Source organism: Nonomuraea sp. NPDC050478, assembly GCF_044458265.1.
Taxonomy (GTDB): domain Bacteria; phylum Actinomycetota; class Actinomycetes; order Streptosporangiales; family Streptosporangiaceae; genus Nonomuraea; species Nonomuraea ferruginea.
The window spans coordinates 797,135-823,909 of record NZ_JBITHT010000004.1 but is presented as its reverse complement, the minus strand read 5'-3'; the positions used below and the strand labels follow the sequence as shown (position 1 = coordinate 823,909).

Here is a 26,775-nt window from a genome sequence, read left to right as displayed (position 1 = left end):
CGCATAGGAGGGCGGCGGCCGGGATCCCGGCCGCCGCCTACGACATGATCAGGCGCAACCCTCGGCCGGCGGTGCCTCGGTCGAGAGCGGCAGGCCCTCGATGCCGCCGAACCACTTGTCCAGCATGGTCTTCATCTGGCCGTTGTCCCACAGCGTCTTGATCGCGGTGTTGACGGCCTCGCAGGTCGCGGTGTCGCCCTTCTTCAGGCCGACGCCGTACTTCTCGTCGGTGAAGCCCTGGCCCAGCACCTTGAAGTTGCCGCCCGCCTGCTTGGCGAAGCCCGCCAGGATCAGGTCGTCGGTGGTGACGGCGTCGAGGTTGCTGCCGTTGAGCTTCTGCACGCACTCCGAGTAGTTCGCCGCGTCGACGGTGGTGGCGTCGATGTCGAGCTCGCCGTCCGGCGGCGGGTCGGTGATGCGCTTGTAGGAGTTGGAGCCCGCGGCCTTGCAGATGCGCTTGCCCTTGAGGTCCTGCGGGGTGTTGATCGACGTGTCGTCCTTGCGCACCATGATGTCCTGGTGCGAGATCACGTACGGGCCGCCGAAGGTGACCTTGCCCTTGCGCTCCTCGGTGATCGAGTAGGTGGCGAAGATGATGTCGACGGTGCCGTTCTGCAGGAACGGCTCGCGGTTGGACGAGGCCGACTCCTTCCACTCGACCTTGACGTCGGTGCCGCCGTTGAGCTCCTTGAGCACGGCCTTGGCAACGTCGACGTCAAAGCCCTCCGGCTCGGGCCCGGTCTTCAGACCCAGGCTCGGCTGGTCCCACTTGGTGCCGACGACCACGGTGCCGCCACCCTTGATCTTGTCGATCACGGTGGCGTAGGAGCCGCCGCCGTCGCCGCCGCCTCCAGCGTCATCGCCGCCGCAAGCGGTCAGCGCGCCCGCCATGGCGAACGCGGCGAGCACCGCTCCCATTCGACGCATGTGCATGTGTACCTGCCTCGTTAGTCAGTGCGTGAGGATCTTCGAAAGGAAGTCACGCGCCCGGTCGGTCTGCGCGTTGGTGAAGAACTCGTCAGGGGTGTTCTCCTCGACGACCTGCCCGTCGGCCATGAACACGACCCGGTTGGCGGCCCTGCGGGCGAAGCCCATCTCGTGGGTGACGACCATCATCGTCATCCCGTCACGCGCCAGCCCGATCATGACGTCGAGCACCTCCTGCACCATCTCGGGGTCCAGCGCGGAGGTCGGCTCGTCGAACAGGATCATCTTCGGGTCCATGGCCAGCGCCCTGGCGATGGCGACGCGCTGCTGCTGGCCGCCGGAGAGCTGGGCGGGATACTTGTCCGCCTGGGCCGCGATGCCGACCCGCTCCAGCAGCTCCATGGCGCGCTTGTCGGCGGCGTCCTTGGCCTGGCGGCGGACCTTGACCGGGCCCAGCGTCACGTTCTCCCGGATGGTCTTGTGGGCGAACAGGTTGAACGACTGGAACACCATCCCGACGTCGGAGCGCAACCTGGCCAGCGCCTTGCCCTCCGCCGGCAGCACCTGGCCGTCGAAGACGATCCTGCCGTCGTCGATCGTCTCCAGCCGGTTGATCGTCCGGCAGAGCGTCGACTTGCCGCCGCCGGACGGGCCGATGACGACCAGGACCTCGCCACGTGAGACGGTCAAGTTGATGTCCTTCAGGACGTGCAGCGCCCCGAAGTGCTTGTTGACGTGCTCCATCTGCACGAGTGGAGTGGCGTCCCCGTTCTCCGTCATGGACCCAAACGGTAGAGGCACGAAGGACGCTGGTCACTAACCAGGCGGTACCGATCCGATCACATCAGGCAGTCAAGCTGGTCTTTTGAAAGCGTACGGCTGGCGCAGGGCTCATAACGACTACCCTTGTTCATGCCATGACTGTGACCCAGGAGAGCCCCCGCACGTACGAGGTCCGCACGTACGGGTGCCAGATGAACGTGCACGACTCCGAGCGGCTGTCCGGCCTGCTGGAAGGCGCCGGCTACGTCGCCGTGACCGAAGGCGAGACCGCCGACGTCGTGGTCTTCAACACCTGCGCCGTCCGCGAGAACGCCGACAACCGCCTCTACGGCAACCTCGGCCATCTGCGGCCCGCCAAGGTCCGCAACCCGCGCATGCAGATCGCCGTCGGCGGCTGCCTCGCGCAGAAGGACCAGGGCGAGATCGTCCGCAAGGCGCCCTGGGTCGACGTGGTGTTCGGCACCCACAACATCGGCTCCCTGCCCGTGCTGCTGGAGCGCGCCCGCATCGAGGGCGAGGCGCAGGTCGAGCTGAAGGAGTCGCTGGAGGTCTTCCCCTCCACGCTCCCCACCAGGCGCGAGTCCGCCTACGCCGCCTGGGTGGCCATCTCGGTCGGCTGCAACAACACCTGCACCTTCTGCATCGTCCCGTCGCTGCGCGGCAAGGAGAAGGACCGCCGGCCCGGCGACGTCCTCGCCGAGGTGCGCACCCTCGTCGACCAGGGCGTCCTCGAAGTCACCCTGCTCGGCCAGAACGTCAACACCTACGGGGTCGAGTTCGGCGACCGGCTCGCCTTCGGCAAGCTGCTGCGCGCCTGCGGCGACGTCGAGGGCCTTGAGCGGGTCCGGTTCACCTCGCCGCATCCGGCCGCGTTCACCGACGACGTCATCGCCGCCATGGCCGAGACGCCCAACGTCATGCACCAGCTCCACATGCCGCTCCAGTCGGGCTCCGACCGGGTGCTCAAGGCCATGCGCCGCTCCTACCGCGCCGAGCGCTACCTCGGCATCATCGAGCGGGTCCGCGCCGCCATGCCCGACGCGGCCATCTCCACCGACATCATCGTCGGCTTCCCCGGCGAGACCGAGGACGACTTCCAGGCGACCCTCGACGTCGTACGGGAGAGCCGCTTCGCCAACGCCTTCACCTTCCAGTACTCGATCAGGCCGGGCACCCCCGCCGCCACCATGGACGACCAGATCCCCAAGGAGGTCGTCCAGGAGCGCTACGAGCGGCTGGTCGCCCTCCAGGAGGAGATCTCCTGGGCGGAGAACAAGAAGCAGGTCGGCCGCACGCTGGAGATCCTGGTCGCCGAGGGCGAAGGCCGCAAGGACGAGGCCACCCGCCGCCTTTCCGGCCGCGCGCCCGACAACCGCCTGGTCCACTTCGCCGTGGGCGAGGAGACGCCGCGTCCGGGCGACATGGTCACGGTCGAGGTCACGTACGCGGCCCCGCACCACCTGGTCGCCGACGGGGCGGTCCGCGAGCTGCGCCGCACGCGTGCGGGTGACGCCTGGCAGGCGCGTGTGTCTCCCCAGCCGTCCGGAGTGCTCCTCGGTATGCCCACCATCGGCCGGCCGGCGACTTCTCCTTCTTCTTCGGGCTGTTCCGCTCGCTGATCGTCGGGTGGGCTTGGCTCGGGTGGGTCGCGCCGTAAAAGATCAAGATCTTAAGGGCTTTTTGGGGAAACCCCTCGGGCTGGGCGCCGATAGCAAGCCTTCGGCCTGCTCTGCCCGCCGTAGTTCCTGAGTTGCGGGCTCGCCTTGGGTGATCAGTTTCCTAGGCTCTTGAGGGCCTCGTAGCAGGCTGCGCGGCGGAAGTCGTGGAAGGTTGCGCAGGGGTCGGGGGCGGGGAGTCCTGGTGGGGTCTGGGCCTTGGGCTGGGGCTCGGGGGTGGGTGAGGGGGCGGTGGTGAGTGTGACCGCCTCGCCGGTGCTGGTGTTGTCGTTCGGTGTGTGGGTGCTGGAACGTTCCCGGGGTTCGGGGCGGTGGGTGCGGGGTTGGACACGGGGGCCTTGGCGATCTCGGGTGGAGGGCTGGCGTTCTGGGACGTCTGCCGGGCGCCTGGTGGCGTCTCCTGGGTGGGACGAGGGTGTTGCCCTTGGTGGTGGGATGGGGTGGAGCCAGGGGGTTTCGCTGGTGATGCTCGTCACGGGAGCCGGGGGTTCTGGGCTGGCTGAATGGGGCGGTGGAATGGACGTCCACGTGGGTGTGGGCGTGCGGCGGGATTGATCGAAAAGCGGGCTTTCCTGATCGATTTCCGGGGCGGATTTGCGAGGGTGCATTCGCGGGCCGGTGAACGCGAGGAGAATTCCCGCCGTGGCGATGGCCAGGACGGCGGTGACCGCGGCGACGGGGGCGAGGCGGTGGCGTCGACCTGGGCGAATAGGACCTTGGGGGGACAAGTCGTGATTCCTTTGTGATTGTTGCGCGAGCATTCGGCTGTTGCGGCTAGTGTGGTCCATCGCCCGCGGAAGCCGGAGAGCTTTCCCGATACGACCGCAGGGAGCTGTAACACCATGCAAGATCCGACCGAGCCGGATCGTCTTGAGATCCTCAACGGGCCAGGCGAGGGCCGCCGGGCCGCCAGGAACAGGCCGAGCAAGAAGAAAAAGATCACCGTCATCGCCGCGTCCGTACTCGTGGCGGCGATGGCCGTGGGCGGCGTCGGCTACGCGCTGACCGCCGGGTCCGGAGAGACGGGCACGCCCACCCAGCAGAGCCGGCAGGCGGGGCCCGAGCAGGGCGCCGGCGAGACCGGCAGCGAGGGCGAGCCGCTGCAGGACGAGGCGGCCGCCGACGAGGCCACCATGGGCGACGCCGACACCGGCCTGCCCGAAGAGGAGGCCGCCGAGATGGGCGACGCCTCCGTTGGCGACACATCGGGTGACACGTCGGGCGACACCCGTGACACCCGCGCCGGCTCGTCGGACAAGAGCACCGCGAGCAAGGGCGACGGCGCCAAGCAGGAAACCGCCGCGAAGCAGGGCGACAGCGGCAAGAAGCCCACGACCGCGGCCAAGCCGCCGCCCTCCGACGAGGGCGACAACCCGGCGGACGGCCCGGCCGGCACCGTCGGCGGCCAGTGCGCCAAGAGTGGCTGCTGACACCACGAGCACGGTGGCGCGGGACGCGGCCGTTCACCCTCCGGACGCACCCCGCGCCTTCTGAGAAACCTGAAGTGGCTTGCCGGTTCTCGCGGGCATTGGACCTACAGCCACCGGCCCCGCCTTCCTATGGTTCCGGCCATGACCATTGAGAAGGCGGCGGCACTGCGTGCCCTGCACGTGCCGGGAAAGCCGTTGATCCTGCCGAACGCCTGGGACGCCGCGTCCGCGACGGCCGTCCGGGAGGCCGGCTTCCCGGCGGTGGCGACCGGGAGCGCCGCGGTGGCGCGCGTGCTGGGCTACGAGGACGGCGAGGCGACGCCGGTGGCCGAGATGCTGGCCGCCGTGTCCCGCGTCGTCCGGGTGGTGGACGTGCCGGTGACGGCCGACATGGAGCGCGGATACGGGCTGGACCCGGCCGAGCTGGCCGGGCGGCTGCTGGAGACCGGCGCCGCGGGCTGCAACCTGGAGGATTCCGACCCCCGTACCGGAGAACTGGTCGATCCGGACGAGCAGGCCGCTTTCCTGGCGGCGGTGCGCGCCGCGGCGGGACCGGCGCTCGTCGTCAACGCCAGGATCGACACCTACCTCGTCCGCGACGGCGGCGGGTGCGCCGACGCGGTGGCGCGGGCCCGGCGTTACCTGGAGGCGGGCGCCGACTGCGTCTACCCGATCGGGCTGTCGGCCGAGGACGAGATCGGGGCGCTGGTGGACGAGGTGGACGGCCCGGTCAACATCCTGTTCAAGCCGGGCGCGCCGAGCCTGGCCAGGCTGGCGGAGCTGGGCGTGGCCCGGGTCAGCTACGGCCACGGCCTGCACCGGGCGGCCCACGCGTACGCCGTCGGCATGATCGGCGCCGTGAGCGAGGGCCGCAGCCCCTACGAGTGACCACAGGACGAGAGCGTGTCAGCGGCGGCGGCGCGGCACCGGGACCCGCGTCAGGTCGCGCGCCAGGAAGACCTCCCCGTCGAAGGAGCGCCGCACCTCTTCCAGGAACACGGGCTCGTCCGCGAACGTGTAGCGCTCGGAGAAGTGCGTGAGCACCAGCCGCCGCACCCCCGCTTGGGCGGCCACCAGCCCCGCCTCGAACGCGGTCAGGTGCCCGTACTCCTTGGCCAGCGCCTGCTCGCCCGACAGGAACGTGGCCTCGATGACGAGCAGGTCGACCCCGTCGGCCAGCTCGAACACCGCGTCGCACAGCCGGGTGTCCATGACGAACGCCGCGGCCTGGCCCGGCTTCGGCACGCTGCACCGGGCCAGCGTCACGCCGCGCACCGAGCCGGTGCGCTGCAGCTCGCCCACCTCGGGCCCGCGGATGCCGTGGGCGGCCAGCCGCTCGGGCAGCATGCGCACGCCGGGCGGCTCCTGCACGCGGTATCCGTACGACTCGACCGGGTGGGACAGGCGGCGGGCGGTCAGCGGGCCGGCGGAGGCCAGCTCGCCGGAGACAGGGTGCTCCTCGATGACGGCGGTGTCGGCGAACACGGCGGCGTGCCGCAGCCTGCGCCAGTAGTCCGCGCCGGAGGCGGGGAAGACGGCCCGCACCGGGTGGCGCACTCTGTCGCGCGCGATGCGCTGGATCACGCCCGGCACGCCCAGGCAGTGGTCGCCGTGGAAGTGCGTCAGGCAGATCCAGTGGACGTCACTGGCGCTCACCCCTGCGTGCAGCATCTGCCGCTGGGTCCCCTCGCCGGGATCGAACAGATAACCCTGTCCGTCCCAGCGCAACAGGTAGCCGTTGTGGTTACGGTGTCGGGTGGGGACCGCGCTGGAGGTGCCGAGGATGACGAGTTCACGAGACGACATGACGACCACCGTCGCGTTCGCGGAGGTGCCGACGCCGGTCGGGCCCTTCGTGCTGGCCGTCACCGAGGACGGGCTGGTGGCGTCGGGGTGGGGCGTCCGTGACAGGATGCGCGACCGCCTCGGCCTGCCTGAGGTCCATGACCCGGATCGTACGGGTTCCGTGGTCGAGGAGCTGAGTGGTTATTTCACCGGTGCTTCGCGGCGGTTCGAGACGCCTATCGACTGGCGGCTGACGTCGGGCGTGCGGCGCGAGGTGCTGCAGGCCCTGTACGAGGTCCCGTACGGCACCGCGGTGACCTACGGCGAGCTGGCGGCGCGCAGCGGCACCGGCGTGCCCGCGCGCGGGATCGGCTCGATCATGGGGTCCAACCCGCTGCCGATCGTGGTGCCGTGCCACCGGGTGGTCGCGGGCAACGGGCTGGGCGGGTTCAGCGGCGGGGTCGGCGTCGAGACCAAGCGCTGGCTGCTCACCCACGAGGGCTACCTGCAGCCCACGCTGCTCGACCTGTGACGTGGTGCCGGGCGCGACCGCTGACCTGGGCAGGCCACACTGGTAGGCGTGCGTCACCCAGTCATCGCCGTCGTGGGGCCCACCGCGGCCGGTAAGTCAGATCTCGCCGTCGATCTCGCGCTGCGGCTGGGCGGGGAGTGCGTCAACGCCGACTCCATGCAGCTCTACCGCGGCATGGACATCGGCACCGCCAAGCTCACCGAGGCCGAGCGGCGCGGCGTGCCCCACCACCTGCTCGACGTCTGGGACGTGACGGTCACGGCCAGCGTGGCCGAGTACCAGAAGCTGGTCAGGCCGCTGATCGAGGCCATCGCCGTGCCGGTGCTGGTGGGCGGCAGCGGGCTCTACGTGCGCGCGGCCATCGACGACCTGGAGTTCCCCGGCACCGACCCGGAGATCAGGGCCCGCCTGGAGGCCGAGCTGGCCGAGCGCGGCGCCGGGCCGCTGTACGCGCGGCTGTGCGAGCTCGACCCGGCCGCCGCCGCCGCGATCCTGCCGAGCAACGGCCGGCGCATCGTGCGGGCGCTGGAGGTGATCGAGCACTCCGGCCGGCCGTTCTCCGCCACCATGCCGTCCTACGAGGCCATCTACCCCAGCGTGCAGATCGGGCTGGAGGTGCCCAGGCCGGTGCTCGACGAGCGGATCGAGACCAGGGTCGGGCGGATGTGGGCGGCGGGGCTGGTCGGCGAGGTGCGCGAGCTGCTCGGGCGGGGCCTGGCGGAGGGCCGCACGGCCGGCCGGGCGCTCGGCTACGCCCAGGTGATCCGCTACCTGGAAGGGGAGTGGAGCGAGGAGGAGGCGTTCGCCGAGACGGTGCGGGCGACGCGGCGGTTCGCGAGGCGGCAGGAGTCGTGGTTCCGGCGCGATCCGCGGGTGCGCTGGCTCCCGTACGACGATCCCGGCCTGCTCGACCGGTCCCTGGCGCTGATAGCCGGACAGTAGTCCGGATAAAATCGGGTAATGCGCTTTCTCAAGGGGCACGGCACCGAGAACGACTTCGTCATCCTTCCCGATCCCGATGGCGAGCTCGACCTGCCCGCCACACTCGTGGCCCGCATCTGCGACAGGCGGGCCGGCGTCGGGGCCGACGGCGTGCTCCGCGTGGTGCGCACCAAGCAGGTTCCCGAGGTGGCGGGGCAGCAGGCCGAGTGGTTCATGGACTATCGCAACGCCGACGGCGGCATGGCCGAGATGTGCGGCAACGGCAGCCGGGTCTTCGCCCGCTACCTGGTCGACGCGGGGCTGGAGGGTCCGGGCGAGTTCGCCATCGCGACCCGGGGCGGCACCCGCCTGGTCCGGGTGGAGCCCGACGGAGAGATCACCGTCGAGATGGGCAAGCCCGCCGTGCTGGGCTCCAGCGTCACCACGGTGGGCGGCCACGAGTACGAGGGCGTCCACGTCGACGTGGGCAACCCGCACCTCGCCTGCTCGATCGGCGACCCGGTCGTCCAGCTCGACCTCACCCACCAGCCCACCTTCGACCCCGCGGTGTTCCCGGCCGGCGTCAACATCGAGTTGTTCAACGCGGTCGGCCCCAGCCGCGCGGTGATGCGGGTCTTCGAGCGGGGCTCCGGCGAGACCCGTTCCTGCGGCACCGGCGCGGTCGCCACCGCGGTCGCGGCCGCCGCGCTGTCCGGCGAGACCACCGGCACGTGGACGATCGAGGTGACGGGCGGCACGCTCACCGTGGTGCTCGACGAGGAGACCAGCTATCTGCGGGGCCCGGCGGTCATCGTGGCCTCCGGCGAGCTGATGCTTGCAGAATGATGTTCTCCTAGGGGATGCTGAGTCTGTTTCCCGAACCGAGAGGGGTGGAGATGGCAGACCCGCGCACCACAGCCGTCCAGGTCAAGGCGCCCATCGGGCAGTACGGCGGCGGCTTCATGATCTCCCGCGAGGCCAAGGCCGTCTGCGACGAGCACGGCCTGGGGCCTCGCGAGTTCTACTTCCGCGGCCGCTGCGGGGTGCTCGGCGAGTGCGAGGCCGACGTGGTCACCTCGGTGGCCGTCTTCTTCCCGCCCGAGCACGTCAGGCAGAGCTGGGAGGGCGGCCGCAAGATGCCCGTGGACCAGGCCGTCGAGCTGGCCGCCGGGGCCTGCCAGGACTGGGGGCGGCGCAAGCTCGGCGGCTACGACGGCTGCGCCAGGATCGCCGAGCTGCTGGAGAAGGTCGTCGAGGCGGCCTCACCGGTCGGGGCGCCGCTGTTCGCCGGGTGGCGGGCCGTGCCGCTCGCCGGCGATCCGCCCGCACGGGCCGTCCAGCTCATGCACGTGGTCCGCGAGCTGCGGGGCGGGCTGCACGCCAACGCGGTGCTCGCGGCCGGGCTGAGCCCTCTGGAGGCCACGCTGGCCGCCGACCACGACGCGACGCCGTTCGGCCACCGGAGCGGCGAGATGATCGCCCAGTTCTTCCAGTGGCCGGAGCCCTATCCGACCCCCGGACCTGACGTCGTCGCACGCCGGGCCGCCGCCGAGGATGCCACCGACGACCTGATGGCACCGGTATTTTCCGTGCTAAACGACGACGAATCGGACGAGCTCATCGCGCTTCTGCGTTTGGGGGACGCTCGTTGACCTGGCAGACTGACTGCCCATGGACGTGGACATCTGGGCGTGGGTCGGCGAAACCCAGCAGCAGCTTTCCGAGGCGGGCAACGTGGGCCTCGCCATGGCTCTGGGAGACCTGCCCGCGCAGGCCTACGAAGGGCGATATCCGCAGCTCGACGTGATGGCCCCGGCCATCGCTCAGCAGGCGGAGGCCCTGGGGCAGCCCTGGCTGGAGTTCTACTCCCGCTACTGGCACCTCGTCGGCCGCATCGGCGACCGCGTCCAGGGCGCGGTCGCGATCGAGGACGCCGAGCAGCTGCTCGCGTTCGCCCAGCGCGAAGACGTCCGCGACTGCCCGGCCACCCCGGCGGCCGTCGAGGCGCTCGCCGTGGCGTGGGCCAACACCGACGGCCCCGGCTACGCCGACCGGCGGCTGGAGCTGCTGGCCCCGGCCATCGAGGGCGCCGACCCCGCCGGGCCCGCCTTCTCCGGCCTGGTGACCCAGTACGCCGCCGCGCTCGTCGACGCCGGCCGCGCCGGGGAGGCCGTCACCTACATCGAGTCCGCCGTCGAGCGGCTGCGTGCCGCCGGCCGCGAGGCGAGCTGGGAGCTCGGCGCCGAGAGCGCCCGCGCGCTCCTCGCCGCGGGCCGCGCCGAGGACGCGCTCACCGCGCTGCAGGCCGCCGCCGGCTTCCAGGCCGACGACCCGGTCGCCAAGGACCACCGCGACGGCGTGCGCCGCGCGCTCGTCCTGGCGCAGCTCGACCGCCTCGCCGAGGCCGTCGACGCGCTGCCCGACCTCGACGTGGTGGGCGAGCACCCGCGAGTGTTCGTCGAGTGGGCGCAGGCGGTCTACAAGCTCTCCGGCTCCGCCCAGATCACCAACACCTGGCAGCTCGGCCGCGTGCTGCGCCAGTGGATCGACTACTTCGGCATGATGGGCGGCTACCGCCCCCGCGTCGAGCTCGCCCTCGTGGCGGGCGACCTGGCCGTCGCCCGGCAGGGCGTCTGGCAGGCCAGGGCGCTGGCCGACCTGGCCGAGTCCGCCGCCGCCGAGCTGCGCGCCGACGCCGGCGTGGCCGAGCGCGTCGCCGCGCTGCGCGCCGCCGCCGACGCCACCGCCGAGCCCGAGGCGCCCGGCCCGCTGGAGGAGCGCGTCGCCTACTTCGACGCCGCCGACGGTTACAACGCCGACCCCGAGCGCTGGATCGGCTGGCTCGCCCCGCTGTCCGGCGAGGACCTCGAGGCCACCCGCCGCCACACCACCACCCTCGGCTTCCTCGGCTACCCCGCGTCCGGCGCCGACATCTACTGGAAGATGCTCGTCGACTCCGGCGACATCGCCACGGCCGAGCCCGACGACATCGGCTACCTCACCACGCTCCTCATCGAGGCCCGCCAGGACGAGCGCCTTGAGCAGCTGGCCGGCATGCTGCCGCACGCCGCCAAGCACCTCGCGCTGGCCCGCCTCCACACCGCCCGCGAGCGCTGGCCTGAGGCCCTCGACAACGCCGAGCACGCCGTCGCCGCCGGCGCCGGGGTCGACGCCCGCCGCATCGTCGCCACCGCCGCCCAGCAGCTCGACGACAACGTCAAGGGCGCCAAGGCGCTGCTGGAGGTGCTCGACGAGCTCGCCGACGAGGACGTCTGGCGCATGATCGTCATGGCCACGGCGGCCGAGGACTGGGCGGCCGTCCGCAAGGGCGCCGCCAGGATCGGCATGCCGATCAAGTCCACCGAAGGGCCGATCGAGGAGGAGATGGGCCTGATCCGGGTCATCCTCCCCGCGCCCGACGGCGGCCGCCGCCAGGTGCTGTCCATCCGCACCGGCCCCGCCACCGCCCGGCTGGCGCTGCCGCAGCCGCGCGGCATGGACTACAACGCCGGCGACCTTGTGGTGTTCGACCCGCAGCTGCTGGAGCCGCTCCCCGAAGACCCCGAGGAGCAGCAGAACTTCGTGCCGCCGTTCGCGGCGGTGAGCATCCTGCGGCCGGGCGGCTACACGAGCTACTTCTTCGACGGCGCCGCGCCGAGCGAGAGCGACTGGGCCGAGTTCACCGAGGTCATGGCCGAGCGCGGCTGGCCCATGTGGGTCTACAGCGACGAGAACTACCAGGTCAACCACCCGACGAGCGGCGAGCAGCTCCCCGGTGTGTTCGGCTGGGTGGCGGTGCCGCCCGGCGTCTCGCCGGTCGAGGTCGACGCCCTGCTCGACGACGCCACGGAGCGCTGGTCCCACCCGCTGGCCTGGCTCGACCTGGCCCGCGAGGTCGACGTCGAGGTCGAGCGGCACGAGCGCATCGTCAAGGAGTACGGACTCTAGTCATGCTGCGGCGTTTCGGGCTCGACGGCAAGGTCGCCATCGTCACCGGCGCGTCCTCGGGGCTCGGCGTGGCCTTCGCCAGAGGGTTCGCCGAGGCCGGGGCCGACGTCGTGATCGGCGCTCGCCGCGCTGACCGGCTGGGCGAGACGCGGCGGCTGGTCGAGGAGACCGGTCGCCGGTGCCTGGCCGTGGCCACCGACGTGGCCAGGGCCGAAGACTGCGGCGCGCTGGCCGAGGCCGCGATGGCCGAGTTCGGCGCGGTCGACGTGCTGATCAACAACGCCGGGGTCGGCACCGCCGTGCCCGCGCTGCGCGAGACGCCGGAGGAGTTCCGGCAGGTGATCGACGTCAACCTGCTCGGCACCTACTGGATGGCGCAGGCGTGCGCGCGGGTGATGCGGCCCGGCTCGTCGGTGGTCAACATCGGCAGCGTGCTCGGCGGCACCACCGCCGGGCTCCCGCAGGCCGCCTACAGCGCGTCCAAGGCGGGCGTGGAGGGCCTCACCAGAGACCTCGCGCAGCAGTGGACCGGGCGGCGCGGCATCCGGGTCAACTGCCTGGTGCCGGGGTTCTTCGCCTCCGAGATGACCGATCAGTATCCGCCCGGCTATCTGGAGCGGGTCCTGGAGCAGCGGGTGCCGATGGGCCGGGCGGGCGACCCGGCCGAGCTCGTGGCGGCGGCGGTGTTCCTGGCGAGCGACGCGGCCTCCTACATCACCGGCGTCGCGCTGCCGGTCGACGGCGGCGTGCTCATCACCTGACGCGCCGGTCAGCGCGCGTAGAGGCCGCGCAGCGCCGTCTCGACCACGGCGTCGGCGTAGGCGTGGGTGAGCGGGCCGGAGCGGTGCAGCCAGCGGCTCAGCAGCGGGCTCCAGATCAGGTCGACCGCCACGTCCAGGTCGAGATCCGCGGGCAGTTGCCCGGCCTCCTGGGCGGCGCGCAGGCGGGCCTTCTTCAGCTCGTTCATCGGCCTCTCCAGGCGCTCGGCGTAGAGGGCGGCCAGCGCGGGGTCGTTCGTGATCTCGATGGAGAGCGCGCGCAGCGGCCGGTCGTAGGCCGGGTCGGCGAACTCGTCGACGGTGGCGCGCAGCACCAGCTTGAGGTCGGCCTCCAGGTCGCCGGTGTCGGGCAGCGCCATGCCCTCCGCGCCCTCCCGCCCCTCGGTCAGGCTCAGCACGGCGTCGAAGAGCACCGCGCCCTTGGACGGCCACCAGCGGTAGATCGTCTGCTTGCCGACGCCCGCGCGGGCGGCGATGCCCTCGATGCTGAGCTTGGCGTAGCCGACCTCGCCGGCCAGCGCGAAGGCGGCGTCGAGGATGGCGCGGCGGGAGGCCTCGCTGCGGCGGCCCGTGTCAGGTGTGGTTCTGCGCTGCACGGGCCGATCCTAGCAGGAGACGAGACGGTCCGTCTCTGCTGAGAGACGCTCTTGTCCTGCCGATCGCTGGGCTTTATGTTCGTTGCGTAGTCCGGTACGTGTTGCGTATTAAGGAACAACCGGAGGGTGCATGACGAGCCGGCCTCGATTGGTGATCATAGGAGCCGGCATCGTGGGCTGTGCCCTGGCCGACGAGCTGACCGCACGCGGATGGACCGACGTCACGGTCGTCGACCGGGGGCCGCTCCCCGCCACCGGCGGCTCCAGCTCCCACGCGCCGGGCCTGGTCTTCCAGACGAACCCGTCCAAGACCATGACCGAGTTCGCCTCGTACACCGTGCGCAAGTACACCGAGCTGGGCTGTTTCGAGCAGGTCGGCGGCCTGGAGGTGGCGACCACCGAGGAACGCTGGCAGGACCTGCACCGCAAGCACGGCTGGGCCGAGTCCTGGGGCGTGGAGAGCCGCCTGGTCGACCCCGCCGCCTGCGCCGAGCTGTGGCCGCTGCTCGACCCGGGCAAGGTGCTCGGCGGCTTCCACGTGCCGTCCGACGGGCTGGCCGTCGCCGTCCGCTGCTGCGAGACGCAGGCGCGGCGGGCGTCGGAGCGCGGCGCGCGGTTCCTGGGCGGGCACACGGTGGTGGGCGTCGAGCAGCACGGCGGCCGGGTCACCGGCGTGGCTGTCGAGTCCGACGACGAGCACGGGGTCGCCGAGCACCGGGTCATCGAGGCGGACGTGGTGGTGTGCGCGGCCGGGTTCTGGGGGCCGTCGATCGGCGAGCTGGCCGGGCTGACCGTGCCGCTCCAGCCGCTGGCCCACCAGTACGCCAGATCGGGCCCGCTGGCCGACAGCCCGGGAATCGGGCCGATCCTCCGCCACCAGGACCGCGACCTCTACTTCCGGCACCACGGCGACCGCGTCGGCGTCGGCTCGTACGCCCACCGCCCGATGCCCGTCGCCCAGCACGAGATCGGCCCCAAGGGCACCACGATGCCGTCGGTGCAGGCGTTCACCGAAGAGGACTTCGACCCCGCCTGGCGGGACGCGTGCGAGCTGCTGCCGACGCTGGCCGGGACCACGTACGAGGACGGCATCAACGGCGTCTTCTCGTTCACCCCCGACGGCTTCCCGCTGATCGGCGAGGCGCCGCACCTGGAGGGGTTCTGGCTGGCCGAGGCCGTCTGGGTGACGCACTCGGCCGGGGTCGCCAGGGCGGTGGCCGAGCTGCTGGTGGACGGCGTGTCCGCGACCGACCTGCACGAGTGCGAGCTGAGCCGGTTCGAGCCGGTCCAGCTCTCCCCGGCCTTCGTCGCCGAGCGCGGCGCGCGGAACTTCATCGAGGTGTACGACGTCATCCACCCGCTGCAGCCGATGGAGTCGCCGCGGCCGATGCGCACCAGCCCGTTCCACATCCGGCAGCGCGAGCTGGGCGGCTTCTTCCTGGAGGGCGCGGGCTGGGAGCGGCCGCACTGGTTCGAGGCCAACCGGCCGCTGCTGGACGACCTCCCCGGCGACGAGGCGTTCCTCGGCCGCCGGGACGCGTGGGCGGGCCGCTACTGGTCGCCGATCGCCGCGGCCGAGTCGCACGTCACCCGCGAGAGCGTCGCGCTCTACGACATGACCCCGCTCAAGCGGATCGAGGTCGGCGGCCCGAAGGCGGCGGCGTTCCTGCAGCGGCTGACCACCAACGACGTGGACAAGAAGCCCGGCTCGGTCACGTACACGCTCCTGCTGGACACCGGCGGCGGCATCCGCTCCGACCTCACCGTGGCCAGGATCGAGGAGGACCGGTTCCAGATCGGCGCCAACGGCAACCTGGACCTCGACTGGATCACCCGACACGCGCCCGGCGGCGTGTACGTGCGCGACATCACGCCCGGCACCTGCTGCGTCGGCGTGTGGGGGCCGCGCGCCAGGGAGCTGGTGCAGCCGCTCACCGACCTGGACATGTCCCACGAGGGCTTCCGCTACTTCACCTGCAAGACCGGTTACGTCGGCCACGTGCCGGTGACCGCGATGCGCGTCTCGTACGTGGGCGAGCTGGGCTGGGAGCTCTACACCACCGCCGACCTCGGGCTCAAGCTGTGGGACACGCTGTGGGCGACCGGCCTGCCGGTCGCCGGCGGCCGGGCCGCGTTCAACAGCCTCCGCCTGGAGAAGGGCTACCGGCTGTGGGGGGTCGACATGACACCCGAGCACGACCCGTACGAGGCGGGGCTGGGGTTCGCGGTCAAGACCGGCAAGGACTTCGTCGGCCGCGACGCGCTGTCCACGGACGTCACCCGCAAGCTGGTGCCGCTGCTGACCGCCGAGGTCGTCATGGGCAAGGAGCCGGTCAGGCACCAGGGCCGCACCGTCGGGTACGTCACCAGCGCCGCGCACGGCCACACGATACGGGCGCCGATCGCCTACGCCTGGCTGCCCGCCGAGCTGGCCGAGCCCGGCACCCAGGTGGACGTCACGTACTTCGGCCGGCGCGTGCCCGCCGAGGTCGCCGCCGAGCCGTTGTTCGACCCGAAGATGGAGAAGATCCGACGGTGACCCATCCCGACTTCCTCTGGCGCGACCCCGATCCGAAACCCGCCTACGACGTCGTCATCGTCGGCGGCGGCGGCCACGGCCTGGCCACCGCCTACTACCTGGCGCGCAACCACGGCATCACGAACGTGGCCGTCCTGGAGAAGGGCTGGCTCGCGGGCGGCAACATGGCGCGCAACACCACGATCATCCGCTCCAACTACCTGTGGGACGAGAGCGCCGCCATCTACGAGCACTCGCTGAAGCTGTGGGAGGGGCTGAGCGACGAGCTCGACTACGACCTGCAGTTCAGCCAGCGCGGCGTGCTCAACCTCGCGCACAACCTCGGCGACGTGCGCGAGGCCAGGCGGCGGGTGAACGCCAACCGGCTCAACGGCGTGGACGCCGAATGGCTCGACGCCGACGAGGTCGGGAAGTTCTGCCCGATCGTCAACGTGTCGAGCCGGGCCCGCTACCCCGTCCTGGGCGGCACGCTCCAGCGGCGCGGCGGCATCGCCAAGCACGACCACGTGGCCTGGGCGCTGGCCCGCCGGGCCGACGCGTACGGCATCGACCTCATCCAGGGCTGCGAGGTGACCGGCTTCGCGATCGAGCGCGGCCGGGTGCTGGCCGTCGAGACCACGCGCGGCCGGATCGCCGCCGGGAAGGTCGCGCTCGCCGCCGCCGGGCACACCTCCGTGCTCGCGGCCAGGGCCGGGATCCGGCTGCCGCTGCAGTCGCACCCGCTGCAGGCGCTGGTGTCGGAGCTGCTGGAGCCGGTGCTCGACTGCGTGGTCATGTCGAACGCCGTGCACGTGTACGTCAGCCAGGCGCACAAGGGGGAGCTGGTGATGGGCGCGGGCATCGACGCGTACAACTCCTACGGCCAGCGCGGCGCCTTCCACGTCGTCGAGGCGCAGATGGCGGCGGCGCTGGAGCTGTTCCCGATCTTCGCCAGGGCGCGGGTGCTGCGCACCTGGGCGGGCATCGTGGACGTGTCGCCGGACGCCTCCCCGATCATCGGCCGCACCCCGGTCGACGGCCTGTACGTCAACGCGGGCTGGGGGACCGGCGGCTTCAAGGCCACGCCGGGCTCCGGCTGGGTCTACGCGCACACGATCGCCGAGGGCGAACCCCATCCGCTGGCCGGGCCGTTCGCGCTCGACCGGTTCACCAGCGGGGCGCTCATCGACGAGCACGGCGCGGCGGCGGTGGCGCACTGATGATGCTCCTCGACTGCCCGTTCTGCGGGCCCCGCGACGAGAACGAGTTCCACTACGGCGGTCAGGCCGGGATCGCCTACCCCGAGGCGCCCGGCGAGCTGTCCGACGCCGAGTGGGCCGAGTACGTGTTCATGCGCGACAACCCCAGGGGCTGGTTCCGCGAGCGCTGGTTCCACGGGCTCGGCTGCCGCACCTGGTTCACCGTCGAACGGCACACCGTCACCCACGAGATCCGGAAGGCGCCATGAGCCGTCTGCCGTCCGGCGGTCTGATCGACCGCTCCGTCACGCTGCCCTTCCGCTTCGACGGACGGCAGATGCACGGCCACCCCGGCGACACGCTCGCCTCCGCGCTGCTGGCCTCGGGCGTGCGCGTGGCCGGGCACAGCGTGAACCTGGGCCGGCCGCGCGGGATCTTCACCGCCGGGCCGGAGGAGCCGAACGCGCTGGTACGGGTCGGCGCCGACCCGATGCTGGCCGCCACCACGGTCGAGCTGCACGCGGGCCTGGAGGCGTGGAGCCTGCGCGGCAAGGGCCGGCTCGACCCCGGCGCCGTGGACGATCGCCGCCACGACAAGGGCTACCTGCACTGCGAGGTGCTCGTCGTGGGCGGCGGCCCCGCCGGGCTGGCCGCCGCGCTCGCCGCCGGGGAGTCCGGCCTGCGGGTCATCCTGGTCGACGACCAGCCGAGGCTCGGCGGCGACCTGCTGGGCAGCCGCGTCCTGCTCGACGGCGCGCCCGCGCTCGGCTGGGTGGCCGCCGCCGAGTCGCGCCTGGCCGCGCTGCCCGAGGTGCGGGTCCTCACCAGGACCACCGCGACCGGCTTCTACGACCACGGCTACGTGGTCGCCGTCGAGCGCCGCCCGCGCGGCGAGCGGCTGTGGCACTTCCGCGCGGGCCGCGTCGTGCTGGCCACCGGCGCGCACGAGCGGTCCCTGCCGTTCCCCGGCAACGACCTGCCCGGCGTCATGCTCGCCGCCGCCGCGCGCACGTACGCCAACCGGTACGGGGTACGTCCCGGCGCCCGCGCGGTCGTGTACGCGTGCGCGGACTCCGGGTACGAGGCCGCCCGCGATCTGGCGGCGGCCGGGGTGGAGATCGCCGCCGTCGTGGACCCCCGCCCGGAGGGTCTCTCCGGCGCCCTGGCAGGGCGCGTCACCGGCACCGTTGCCGGGGACGACGGGACGCTCGCGGCCGTCCTGATCGGCGACCGGCGCGTGGAGGCCGACCTGCTGGCCGTGGCGGGCGGCTGGAACCCGGCCGTGCACCTGTTCAGCCAGTCGCAGGGCAGGCTGCGGTTCGACGAGACCCTGCGCGCGTTCGTGCCCGGCGAGCCCGCGCAGGCCGTGAGCCCCGCGGGCGCCTGCCGCGGGCTGTACGGCACAGCGCAGGCCATCGAGGACGGCTACCGGGCGGGCGCCGAGGCTCACGGCCCTGTCGCCGCCGGGTTCAGGGTGCCGGTTTCGGACGAGGAGGCTCTACGGCCGCCCGCCGCGTACTGGGGTGAGCTGGATCCCGACCCCACGGCGTTCGTGGACCTCCAGCGGGACGTCACCGTCGCCGACGTGGCCAGGGCCACCGGGGCCGGGATGCGCTCGGTCGAGCACGTCAAACGGTTCACCACCGCGAGCACCGGCGCCGACCAGGGCAAGACCTCCGGCGCCCTGGTCGTCGGCGTGCTGTCCGAGCTGCTCGGCGCCGCCCCCGGCCAGGTCGGCGTCACCACGTTCCGCCCCCCGTACACGCCCGTGTCGTTCGCCACCCTGGCCGGACGCGACCGGGGACCGCTGTCCGACCCCGCCAGGACCACCGCCATGCACCGCGCGCACGTCGCCAGGGGAGCGGTGTTCGAGGACGTCGGCCAGTGGAAGCGGCCCTGGTACTTCCCGCTCGGCGGCGAGACCATGCGCGAGGCCGTGCGGCGCGAGTGCGAGGCCGCCCGCACCGCCGTGGCCGCGATGGACGCCTCCACCCTGGGCAAGATCGACATCCGGGGCGCGGACGCGGGCGCGTTCCTGGACCGGATCTACACCAACATGTACTCCACGCTCGCCGTCGGCGCCTGCCGCTACGGGCTGATGTGCACCGCCGACGGCATGGTGTTCGACGACGGCACCACCACCCGGCTGGGCGAGCACCACTACCTGATGACCACCACCACCGGCAACGCCGCCGCCGTGCTCGACTGGCTGGAGGAGTGGCACCAGACCGAGTGGCCGTCCCTGGACGTGCGGTTCACCTCGGTGACGGACCACTGGGCCACCGTAGCCGTGGCCGGCCCTCTGGCCGGGACGGTCATCGCCGCCGTCGCCCCCGAGGCGGTCGGCCTGGCGTTCATGCGCTACACCGACGCCGCCGTGCTCGGCGTGCCCGGCCGGGTCTTCAGGATCAGCTTCTCGGGTGAGCTCGCGTACGAGGTGAACGTGCCCTGGCACCACGGGCGGGCGCTCTGGGAGGCGGTGCTGGACCTCGGCGCCGTTCCGTACGGGACCGAGACCATGCACGTGCTGCGGGCCGAGAAGGGGTTCGCGATCGTCGGCCAGGACACCGACGGCACGGTCACCCCGCAGGACCTCGGCATGTCGTGGATCGTGTCCGGGCGCAAGCCGGACTTCGTCGGCAAGCGCTCCCACACGCGGCCGGACACCTCCCGGACGGACCGCAAGCGGCTGGTGGGCCTACTGACGGAGGATCCGTCGGCGTTCGTGGAGGAGGGCGCCCAGCTCGTCGCCGACGGAGTCATGCTCGGACACGTCACCTCCAGCTACCCGAGCGTCCCGCTCGGCCGCGCCATCAGCCTCGCGCTCGCCAGGAACGTCTCGCCCGGCGACCGGCTGACGGCCATCTCGGGCGACACGGCGACCCCCGTGCGGGTGGTCTCCCCGATCTTCTACGACCCCGACAACCTCCGCCGCGACGGCAACCCCACCCCCCAGAACCCCCCGCCCCAAGCAATGCCCCCGTCCGAGATCACCCCCGCCTCACCTCAGGGGGTGGTGTCGTCCGAGGTCCCTCCCTCCTCACCTGGAGGGAGGGTGTCGTCCGAGGTCACTCCCGGCTCGTCTGGAGGGGTGGTGTCGTCGGAGGCCACTCCCTCCCCACCTCAAGGGTCGGTGCCGTCCGAGGTCACCCCCGCCTCACCTCAAGGGAGGGTGTCGTCCGAGGTCACCCCCGCCCCACCTCAAGGGGCGGTGCCGTCCGAGCTCACCTCCGGCTCGCCTGGCGGGGGGGTGTCGTTCGAGGTCAGCCCCACCACACCTCAAGGGACGGTGCCGTCCGAGGTCACCCCCACCACACCTCAAGGGACGGTGCCGTCCAAGGTCACCTCCGGCTCGTCTGGAGGGGTGGTGCCATCCGAGGTCGGCCCCTCCTCACCGCGAGGGGTGGTGTCGTCGGAGGTCACTCCCTCCTCATCTCAAGGGATGGTGTCGTCCGGGGGCACCGGCAGGTCGGGTGAGGGGGTGGCTTTGGGTGGGGGTTTGCGGATGTGGGCGGAGAGTCCGGCTGCGGGGTTCAAGGAGCGGTTCGCGGCGGTGGGTGGTGGGCGGGTGCGCGTGCGGGAGATGCCGTTCGTGCCGATGTGGGAGGTGCGGGGGGAGGATCCGGGGACGGGCATGCGGTTGGGGCCGGAGTGGTGGTTGGTGGTCGGGGAGGGTGAGCCGGGGGCGGGGTGGGTGGACGTCTCGGGTCAGCGGACGGTCGTCGAGCTCAGCGGCCCGGGGGCGCTGGACGTCCTGATCACCGGTTGCCCGATCGACCTGCACCCGGGGGTGTTCACCGGCCACGCGCAGACGGTCCTCGGCAAGGCGCCGGTGATCCTCCAGAGGTACGGCGACTCGTACCGGATTTTCGTTCGCTCCTCGTACGCGAGCTATCTCGGAGAGTGGCTGATTGATGCCTTGGAGGGGTAAAGCGCGGGCAAAGAGGAAATTGATATACCTAGACGATCGGTAGCCGAGTCTGGGAGTCGCAGTGCGTGTTCGGGCGGTCTTGGCGGGTTTGGCCGCCGTAGTGATGCTCACCGGGTGCGGGGAGTTGGAAGCACAACTGGGACAGCAGGCGGAGGACGGCGGCACATCCTCGTCCGACGTAGACGTCAAGGACGCGCGCGGCAAGCTGGAGAAGCTGGCCGTCAAGGGGCGGGCGCCGAAGACCGGGTTCGACCGCGACAAGTTCGGCCCCGCCTGGGCGGACGTCGACCGCAACGGCTGCGACACCCGCAACGACATTCTCAAGCGCGACCTGACCGACGAGACCTTCAAGGAGGGCACCCACGACTGCATCGTCCTCACCGGCGTCCTGAAGGACCCGTACGGCGGCGAGACGATCAACTTCAAGCGCGGCCAGGACACCAGCAGCAAGGTCCAGATCGACCACCTGATCCCGCTCTCCGACGCCTGGCAGAAGGGCGCCCAGCAGTGGTCGGACACCAAGCGCAAGGAGTTCGCCAACGACCCGCTCAACCTGCTCGCCGTCGACGGCCCGCTCAACAGCCAGAAGAGCGACTCCGACGCGGCGACATGGCTGCCGCCGCGCCGGTCCTACCGCTGCGCGTACATCGCCCGTCAGATCGACGTCAAGGCCAAGTACGAGCTCTGGGTGACGAAGGCAGAGAAGGACGCCATGGACGGCATCCTCGACTCGTGCTGAGCGTCAGTCGTCGTCGCTGTCGTCATCGTCGTCGGCCCGCTCGGTCTCCTGCTTGAGCAGCTTGCCCGACACGGCGTCGATGTCGAGCTCGTGCTCGACGTCACCCTTGATCGTCTTGACCTCCCAGACGTCCGTCTTCTTGCCGCGGCCGTCGAAGTCGACCTCCGACACCCACGAGCCCGGCACCTCCTTCAGGGCGAGCTCGATGGCCTGCTGGGCGGTCACCTGAGGGGCGGTCTGGGCGACGCTCTGGGAGGCGGGGCCTTCGAGGGAGTCCTGGGAGGCGGCGAAGGCGGCGGAGCCGCCGGCCACGAGGGCCATGGCGGCGGCGCTGGCGACGATGATTTTCGTAGTGGTCTGCATGCCTTCAAGAAAACCCCGGTCGCCGGTAATGCCGCGCTAAGGCCGCCCTAACGTCACTTCAACCCGCGCGCCGCCGGACGGCACGGGCGACACGGCCAGGCCGCCGCCGCTGGACTCGGCGGTGCGGCGGGCGATGTCCAGGCCGAGACCGGTCGAGCCGCCGCCGCTGTTGCCCCGGGCGAGCAGGGCGGGGTCGAATCCGGGGCCCGTGTCGCTGACCACGAGCTCGGCTCCCTTCGGATGCGGCGCGAGCCGTACCGAGAAGGACGCCCCTTCGGGGGTGTGCGCGAACACGTTGCCCAGCAGCGCGTCCACGCACGCCGCCAGCGACTCGGCGCCGGCCGCTACGGGCAGCTCGCCGCCGGGCAGGGCGACGTCCACCTCGCGCCCCTGGTCCTCGGCGAGCACCGACCAGAAGCGCACCCGCTCCCGCACCACAGCGGTGGCGTCGCAGGACTCGCGCCCGGCCGAGCGGCGGCGGGCGTCGGTGATGACCGCGCTGACGGCGCGCTCCAGCGCGTCCACGCGGGCGCCCACGCGCGCCGCCTCCTCGGGGTCGCGCAGCGACTCCACGTCCAGCCTGAGGCCCGTCAGAGGCGTACGCAGGCGGTGCGACAGGTCGGCCACCGACTCGCGCTCGGCCGCCAGCAGGTCGCCGATGCGGCCGGCCAGGTGGTTCAGCGCCAGCGCGACCGCCCGCACCTCCGTCGGCCCTCCCGGCTCCGCCCGCGCGTCCAGGTCGCCGCCGGCCAGCCGGTGCGACACCCGGGCCAGCCCGTCGATCGGCCCGGTCATGGCCCTGGCCAGCCGGTCGGCCAGCGCGATGCCCAGCACGACCAGCGCCAGCCCCAGCACGAGCAGGGCCGTCCACGCCTCGCGGACGCCGCGCATCAGCTCGGCGTCGCTCACGAACGACCTGATGACCACGGTGCCCTCCGGCGACTGCACCGCGACGAGCACCTCCCTGCCGTCGTCGCACTCGGCGGTGACGCTGCGGCCGGTCGCCGCCAGCTCCACCGCGTCGGTGCGCCGGGCCTCCTCGCCGATCACGCGCCCGCCGGGCAGGAACACGGTCACGGGCCACTCCACGCGCTCGACCGCCAGCGGCAGGTCCGCCGTGCCGACCGAGACGGCCACCGACTCGGCGGCGGCGGTGGCGCGGCTCATCGCGCCGTTCTCCGCCACCGAACGGATCAGCAGCGCCATCGGCACCAGCAGCGCGATCAGCACCAGCGACGTGGTGGCCGCCACCAGCAGCGCCAGCCAGCGCCTCACGACGGCTCGACCAGCTTCACCCCGACGCCGCGCACCGTGTGCAGGTAACGGGGCTCGGAGGCGGTCTCGCCGAGTTTCCTGCGCAGCCACGACAGGTGAACGTCCACGGTCTTGTCGGCGCCGCCGTACGGGAGCTGCCACACCTCGGTCAGCAGCTCCCGCTTGGTGACGACCTCGCCCGCGCGCGCCGCCAGGTAGTGCAGCACGTCGAACTCGCGCGGCGTCAGGTCCAGCGCCGCGCCGTCCAGCTCGGCCAGCCGGGCGCGCGGGTCCACGCGCAGCGCGCCGACCTGGAGCGGCGTCGGCGCCGGGTCGCCGGCCCGCCGCAGCACCGCCCTGATCCGGGCGTCGAGCTGCGTCGCGCTGTACGGCTTGACCACGTAGTCGTCCGCGCCCGCGTCCAGCACAGGCACCATCTCGGCGTCGCCGTCGCGGGCGGTCGCCACGATGACCGGCACCTTGCTGACCGCCCGCAGCATCCGCAGCAGCTCGGCGCCGTCGAGGTCGGGCAGCCCCAGATCGAGCACGATCAGGTCGGGCCGGTCCTGCACGGCCAGCCGCAGGCCGTCGAGCGCGGTGGGGGAGGAGGCGACGGCGTGGCCGAGATCCCGCAGCCCGCGGCTCAGCGCCGTGCGGATCGTCACGTCGTCCTCAATCAGCAGGATGTCAGCCATATGGTGAAACGGTAGACGGTAAACAGAGGTACGAGCCGCCGTCTTAGGGCTGTCTTAACCCGCGCTTAGCCGTACGAGGGGAAAGGTGACGAGGGTGAAGCGACTCGTCCTTGCCTGGGCCGCCGCCGCGGTCGCCGCGACCGGCGCGGCCGTGGCGGTGCTCGGCCTGCTCGGCGGCGCGCTGACCGGCACGTCCGGCCAGGTGATGACGCAGGAGGAGGCCCGCGCCGCGCTGACCAGGGTGACCGCCACCATCCAGCGCCCCTCCCAGAGCCCCGCGCGGACCCCCACCCAGGCGCCCCCTGCGAACGAGGTGATCCGCACGGCGGGCGGCACCGTCATCGCCTCCTGCGCGGACGGCCGGGTGACGTTGCGCTCGTGGAGCCCCGCCCAGGGCTACTCGGTCGACGGCGTCGAGCCCGGTCCCGACACCGAGGCCAAGGTGGAGTTCGAGCCGGACGACGACGCCGAGGAGGTCGAGGTCAAGGTGGGCTGCGCGGGCGGCCGTCCGGTCAAGCTTCCAGACTGAGCGCCTGCGAGGTCAGCTCGGCCTGCTTCCTGATCTGGCCCATGATGATGGGGTTGACCCCCTTGGCCTGGAAGGTCGCGACCATCTTGTCGAGCACCGCCCTGGCCTTGGGCAGGTCGCCCTGCCGCGCCTCCGCCCTGGCCCAGCGGCGCATCACCATGTTGAGCGTGATGTTGTCGATCGTGCCCGCCCCGGCGACCCTGGCGAGCTGCTCGATGCCCTGCTTCGGGTCGGGCGGCCGGATCCGCAGCCGCTTGCCGGCGGTGATGGTCTTGAACTCCCGCTCGGCGTTGAGCCCTTTCACCATCCGGGCGTAGACGGACAGCGGGTGCTGCCCGAACCGGTCGATCATCTCGTCCAGCGCCTCGTTGCCCGGGCGCAGCGCCGGCGAGTCGGAGCCGAGCAGCGAGAACAGCTTGCCCTGGTCCTCGCCCAGCATCAGCTCGGCCACCCGGTGGTCGTCGTCGGTGGCCGGGTAGCGCACCCGTACCAGGCAGGGCGGGGAGACCACGTGCGAGCCGTCGGCGGCGATGTACTGGGCGCGCACCCGGTACTCGCCGGGCTGCTGGAAGTAGTGGCCGTCGCGGCCGTGGCCGATGTAGACGCTGCGGTACATGGCCGGGTTGCCGGCGTCGAGCCTGATCTCGGGCGAGCGGTCGACGCAGTGGCGCATCATCGGCCGGTAGAGCACGGTCCTGCCGCTCGGCTGGGTGATCGTGACCTGGGTGAACTCGGTGTCGGGGTGGAGGTGGCCGTGGGTGACGCGCGGCTCGCCCGTACAGGAGAGCTTGAGCTCGACCACCACCGGCTCGCCGAACCCGAACGGGTCCTTGGCCCGCAGCTCCAGCGCCAGCCCCGAGTGGTCCTCGATCGGCTGCTCGAACGGGGCCACCTCGGCGGCCCCGGCGCCGAACGCGTTGGCGCCCATGGCGACGTCGCGGAAGAAGCCGTGGCGCACGTGCACCAGCTCCGTGTCGGTGAACTGGAACGGGAACGCCGCCCAGTAGCCCTCCTCGCCGCCCGGCCGGTAGTTCTGCACGTAGTTCATCCAGGACAGATCGCCGAAGCCGCCGTGCGGGCCGAGCGGCTGGGGCGGCGTGGCGAGGTTCTTCTGCCAGGAGTGCAGCAGGTTGAAGGCGTGCCCGAGCTCGTGCACGTACGTCCGTAACTGGGCCCGCTGCGCCTCCGGCGAGTCGCCCTTGATCGCGTCGTGGAACACGGCGGCGCCCTGCCGCTGGTGGGCGTCGTCGTAGTCGAACATGATGCCCCGATAGCCGCCCACGTGCCGGCTGGCCACCAGCAGCCACACCCGCCAGGCCGGAGCGTCGCCGAACTGACTGAACTGCTGGGTCATCGCGTGGTGCAGCTCGGCGTCGTCCCACGCCAGGTCGGCGCCGGAGCCGTCGACCGGGATCACGCCCGGCTCGGTCACGGTCATCCCGACGCCCGCCTCCGCCCAGGCCTCCACCACGTTCAGCTCCCGCGCAGGCGACCCGTCGGGCCCCCGCAGCCTGCCGGTGTGGTACGAGACGAACGGCACGGCTCCTGCCACCGAATCCTGCTCCAGCACGACCTCACGGAAGTGGCGCGAGGTGAACCGGACGGGGTAGTCGCGCCCGGCGACGCGCGCGGTGCCGCCGTCGGCGGTGATCGTGACGCGCACGTCACGGTCCGGCGTGGCGAAGGTGAACTCCCCCTGCCCCTCGGCCCGCGTCTCGTCACCCTCCGCCGTGACGACGGGGGCGTGCAGCACGAAGGACCCGTCGTAGGTGACGGTCGCGCCCGAGGCGGCGAACAGGTCGCCGCTCACCCGGCCCGTCGGCCGGGGCCCGTCGACGTCGACGCGGAGCACCAGCGTCGAGTCACCGTCCTGCCCCTGGTAAAGCCCGCTGATCATGATCGCCCCCTGGAGTCGGTGGGGTTACAACGCGGACACTTCTCCCGACGGGCGGGCGTGTCAACGGGATCCGCGAACTCGCAGCGAGCTCAGCAGCTCCTCGGAGGCCCGGGTGATCGTCTCGACCGCGCGGTCGAACGCCTCGGCGTTGTGCGGGGCCGGGGCGCGGAAGCCGGAGATCTTCCTGACGTACTGCAGCGCCGCCGCCCGCACGTCGTTCTCGGTGACGTCCTCGGTGTACGGGGGGCGCAGGGTCTTGATGCTTCGGCACAT

General features: G+C 72.1%; 24 protein-coding genes. 15 read left to right on the top strand and 9 right to left on the bottom strand.

The features are described 5' to 3' along the window. Positions 1–48 precede the first annotated feature (48 nt). Positions 49–933, bottom strand: a complete 885-nt coding sequence (locus ACIBF7_RS23745; protein WP_148033538.1) for a glutamate ABC transporter substrate-binding protein — start codon at positions 931–933, stop codon at positions 49–51. Between the two features lie 18 nt (positions 934–951). Continuing rightward, positions 952–1,671, bottom strand: a complete 720-nt coding sequence (locus ACIBF7_RS23740) for an amino acid ABC transporter ATP-binding protein (protein ID WP_378525167.1) — start codon at positions 1,669–1,671, stop codon at positions 952–954. Positions 1,672–1,844: 173 nt separating this feature from the next. On the opposite strand from ACIBF7_RS23740, the gene miaB reads away from it, so the two are divergent. From miaB to ACIBF7_RS23725, 3 genes are all read left to right on the top strand, one after another. After that, positions 1,845–3,329: a tRNA (N6-isopentenyl adenosine(37)-C2)-methylthiotransferase MiaB gene (gene miaB, locus ACIBF7_RS23735; protein WP_397198175.1), complete on the top strand. Its 1,485-nt coding sequence runs from the start codon at positions 1,845–1,847 to the stop codon at positions 3,327–3,329. 899 nt (positions 3,330–4,228) lie between these two features. Further along, complete coding sequence (locus ACIBF7_RS23730; protein WP_148033535.1) at positions 4,229–4,816, top strand: hypothetical protein; 588 nt, start codon at positions 4,229–4,231, stop codon at positions 4,814–4,816. A gap of 141 nt (positions 4,817–4,957) precedes the next feature. After that, positions 4,958–5,704 carry an isocitrate lyase/phosphoenolpyruvate mutase family protein gene (locus ACIBF7_RS23725; RefSeq protein ID WP_397198174.1) on the top strand — a complete coding sequence of 249 codons (747 nt, stop codon included), beginning with the start codon at positions 4,958–4,960 and terminating at the stop codon, positions 5,702–5,704. 18 nt (positions 5,705–5,722) lie between these two features. On the opposite strand, the gene ACIBF7_RS23720 is transcribed toward ACIBF7_RS23725, so the two are convergent. Continuing rightward, complete coding sequence (locus tag ACIBF7_RS23720; protein ID WP_397198173.1) at positions 5,723–6,622, bottom strand: ribonuclease Z; 900 nt, start codon at positions 6,620–6,622, stop codon at positions 5,723–5,725. On the opposite strand from ACIBF7_RS23720, the gene ACIBF7_RS23715 reads away from it, so the two are divergent. Genes ACIBF7_RS23715 through ACIBF7_RS23690 form a run of 6 tightly spaced genes read left to right on the top strand, consistent with a single transcriptional unit; the run spans position 6,600 to position 12,763 of the window. After that, positions 6,600–7,133, top strand: coding sequence for a methylated-DNA--[protein]-cysteine S-methyltransferase (locus tag ACIBF7_RS23715; RefSeq protein ID WP_246639586.1), 534 nt, complete (start codon positions 6,600–6,602; stop codon positions 7,131–7,133). The genes ACIBF7_RS23720 and ACIBF7_RS23715 overlap by 23 nt on opposite strands. Positions 7,134–7,181: 48 nt before the next feature. Next, positions 7,182–8,075 carry a tRNA (adenosine(37)-N6)-dimethylallyltransferase MiaA gene (gene miaA, locus ACIBF7_RS23710; protein WP_397198172.1) on the top strand — a complete coding sequence of 298 codons (894 nt, stop codon included), beginning with the start codon at positions 7,182–7,184 and terminating at the stop codon, positions 8,073–8,075. An 18-nt stretch (positions 8,076–8,093) separates the two neighbouring features. Further along, entirely contained in the window at positions 8,094–8,900 is an 807-nt protein-coding gene (gene dapF / locus ACIBF7_RS23705; protein ID WP_148033531.1) for a diaminopimelate epimerase, read from the top strand. Between the two features lie 50 nt (positions 8,901–8,950). Next, on the top strand, positions 8,951–9,706 hold the full coding sequence (locus tag ACIBF7_RS23700) for a hypothetical protein (RefSeq protein ID WP_246639585.1): 756 nt from the start codon (positions 8,951–8,953) through the stop codon (positions 9,704–9,706). A 19-nt stretch (positions 9,707–9,725) separates the two neighbouring features. Next, positions 9,726–12,002 (top strand): tetratricopeptide repeat protein, encoded by a 2,277-nt coding sequence (locus tag ACIBF7_RS23695; protein WP_148033530.1) that lies wholly within the window; start codon positions 9,726–9,728, stop codon positions 12,000–12,002. A 2-nt stretch (positions 12,003–12,004) separates the two neighbouring features. After that, entirely contained in the window at positions 12,005–12,763 is a 759-nt protein-coding gene (locus ACIBF7_RS23690; RefSeq protein ID WP_148033529.1) for an SDR family NAD(P)-dependent oxidoreductase, read from the top strand. A gap of 8 nt (positions 12,764–12,771) precedes the next feature. On the opposite strand, the gene ACIBF7_RS23685 is transcribed toward ACIBF7_RS23690, so the two are convergent. Beyond that, positions 12,772–13,377 carry a TetR/AcrR family transcriptional regulator gene (locus tag ACIBF7_RS23685; RefSeq protein WP_364228261.1) on the bottom strand — a complete coding sequence of 202 codons (606 nt, stop codon included), beginning with the start codon at positions 13,375–13,377 and terminating at the stop codon, positions 12,772–12,774. 130 nt (positions 13,378–13,507) lie between these two features. On the opposite strand from ACIBF7_RS23685, the gene ACIBF7_RS23680 reads away from it, so the two are divergent. The 5 genes from ACIBF7_RS23680 to ACIBF7_RS23660 all read left to right on the top strand — a co-directional run bounded on the left by ACIBF7_RS23680 (position 13,508) and on the right by ACIBF7_RS23660 (position 21,764). Then, positions 13,508–15,916 carry an FAD-dependent oxidoreductase gene (locus ACIBF7_RS23680; RefSeq protein ID WP_397198171.1) on the top strand — a complete coding sequence of 803 codons (2,409 nt, stop codon included), beginning with the start codon at positions 13,508–13,510 and terminating at the stop codon, positions 15,914–15,916. Next, positions 15,913–17,115 carry a sarcosine oxidase subunit beta family protein gene (locus tag ACIBF7_RS23675; RefSeq protein ID WP_397198170.1) on the top strand — a complete coding sequence of 401 codons (1,203 nt, stop codon included), beginning with the start codon at positions 15,913–15,915 and terminating at the stop codon, positions 17,113–17,115. Before ACIBF7_RS23680 ends, ACIBF7_RS23675 begins: the two co-directional genes overlap by 4 nt. Then, positions 17,115–17,363 (top strand): sarcosine oxidase subunit delta, encoded by a 249-nt coding sequence (locus ACIBF7_RS23670; RefSeq protein ID WP_397198169.1) that lies wholly within the window; start codon positions 17,115–17,117, stop codon positions 17,361–17,363. Before ACIBF7_RS23675 ends, ACIBF7_RS23670 begins: the two co-directional genes overlap by 1 nt. Further along, positions 17,360–21,025, top strand: a complete 3,666-nt coding sequence (locus ACIBF7_RS23665) for a 2Fe-2S iron-sulfur cluster-binding protein (protein WP_397198168.1) — start codon at positions 17,360–17,362, stop codon at positions 21,023–21,025. The genes ACIBF7_RS23670 and ACIBF7_RS23665 overlap by 4 nt, the downstream gene beginning before the upstream one ends. A gap of 124 nt (positions 21,026–21,149) precedes the next feature. Continuing rightward, the gene (locus tag ACIBF7_RS23660) at positions 21,150–21,764 is read left to right on the top strand and encodes an HNH endonuclease family protein (RefSeq protein WP_397198167.1); all 615 of its coding nucleotides are present in this window, start codon (positions 21,150–21,152) and stop codon (positions 21,762–21,764) included. Between the two features lie 3 nt (positions 21,765–21,767). Here the strand turns inward: ACIBF7_RS23660 and ACIBF7_RS23655 are convergent, their stop codons facing one another. From ACIBF7_RS23655 to ACIBF7_RS23645, 3 genes are read right to left on the bottom strand one after another with little or no spacing between them, the layout of a single operon-like run. Beyond that, positions 21,768–22,127, bottom strand: coding sequence for a PepSY domain-containing protein (locus tag ACIBF7_RS23655; RefSeq protein WP_397198166.1), 360 nt, complete (start codon positions 22,125–22,127; stop codon positions 21,768–21,770). Between the two features lie 36 nt (positions 22,128–22,163). Further along, positions 22,164–23,402, bottom strand: coding sequence for a HAMP domain-containing sensor histidine kinase (locus tag ACIBF7_RS23650; protein ID WP_148033523.1), 1,239 nt, complete (start codon positions 23,400–23,402; stop codon positions 22,164–22,166). Continuing rightward, complete coding sequence (locus tag ACIBF7_RS23645) at positions 23,399–24,076, bottom strand: response regulator transcription factor (protein WP_271277937.1); 678 nt, start codon at positions 24,074–24,076, stop codon at positions 23,399–23,401. The genes ACIBF7_RS23650 and ACIBF7_RS23645 overlap by 4 nt, the downstream gene beginning before the upstream one ends. Positions 24,077–24,170: 94 nt before the next feature. Between ACIBF7_RS23645 and ACIBF7_RS23640 the strand changes: the two genes are divergently transcribed. Further along, positions 24,171–24,605: a hypothetical protein gene (locus tag ACIBF7_RS23640; RefSeq protein ID WP_397198165.1), complete on the top strand. Its 435-nt coding sequence runs from the start codon at positions 24,171–24,173 to the stop codon at positions 24,603–24,605. On the opposite strand, the gene ACIBF7_RS23635 is transcribed toward ACIBF7_RS23640, so the two are convergent. Both ACIBF7_RS23635 and ACIBF7_RS23630 read right to left on the bottom strand, forming a co-directional pair. Further along, positions 24,589–26,502, bottom strand: coding sequence for a hypothetical protein (locus tag ACIBF7_RS23635; RefSeq protein ID WP_397198164.1), 1,914 nt, complete (start codon positions 26,500–26,502; stop codon positions 24,589–24,591). The genes ACIBF7_RS23640 and ACIBF7_RS23635 overlap by 17 nt on opposite strands. A 60-nt stretch (positions 26,503–26,562) precedes the next feature. Further along, entirely contained in the window at positions 26,563–26,775 is a 213-nt protein-coding gene (locus tag ACIBF7_RS23630) for a DUF2277 domain-containing protein (RefSeq protein ID WP_364228272.1), read from the bottom strand.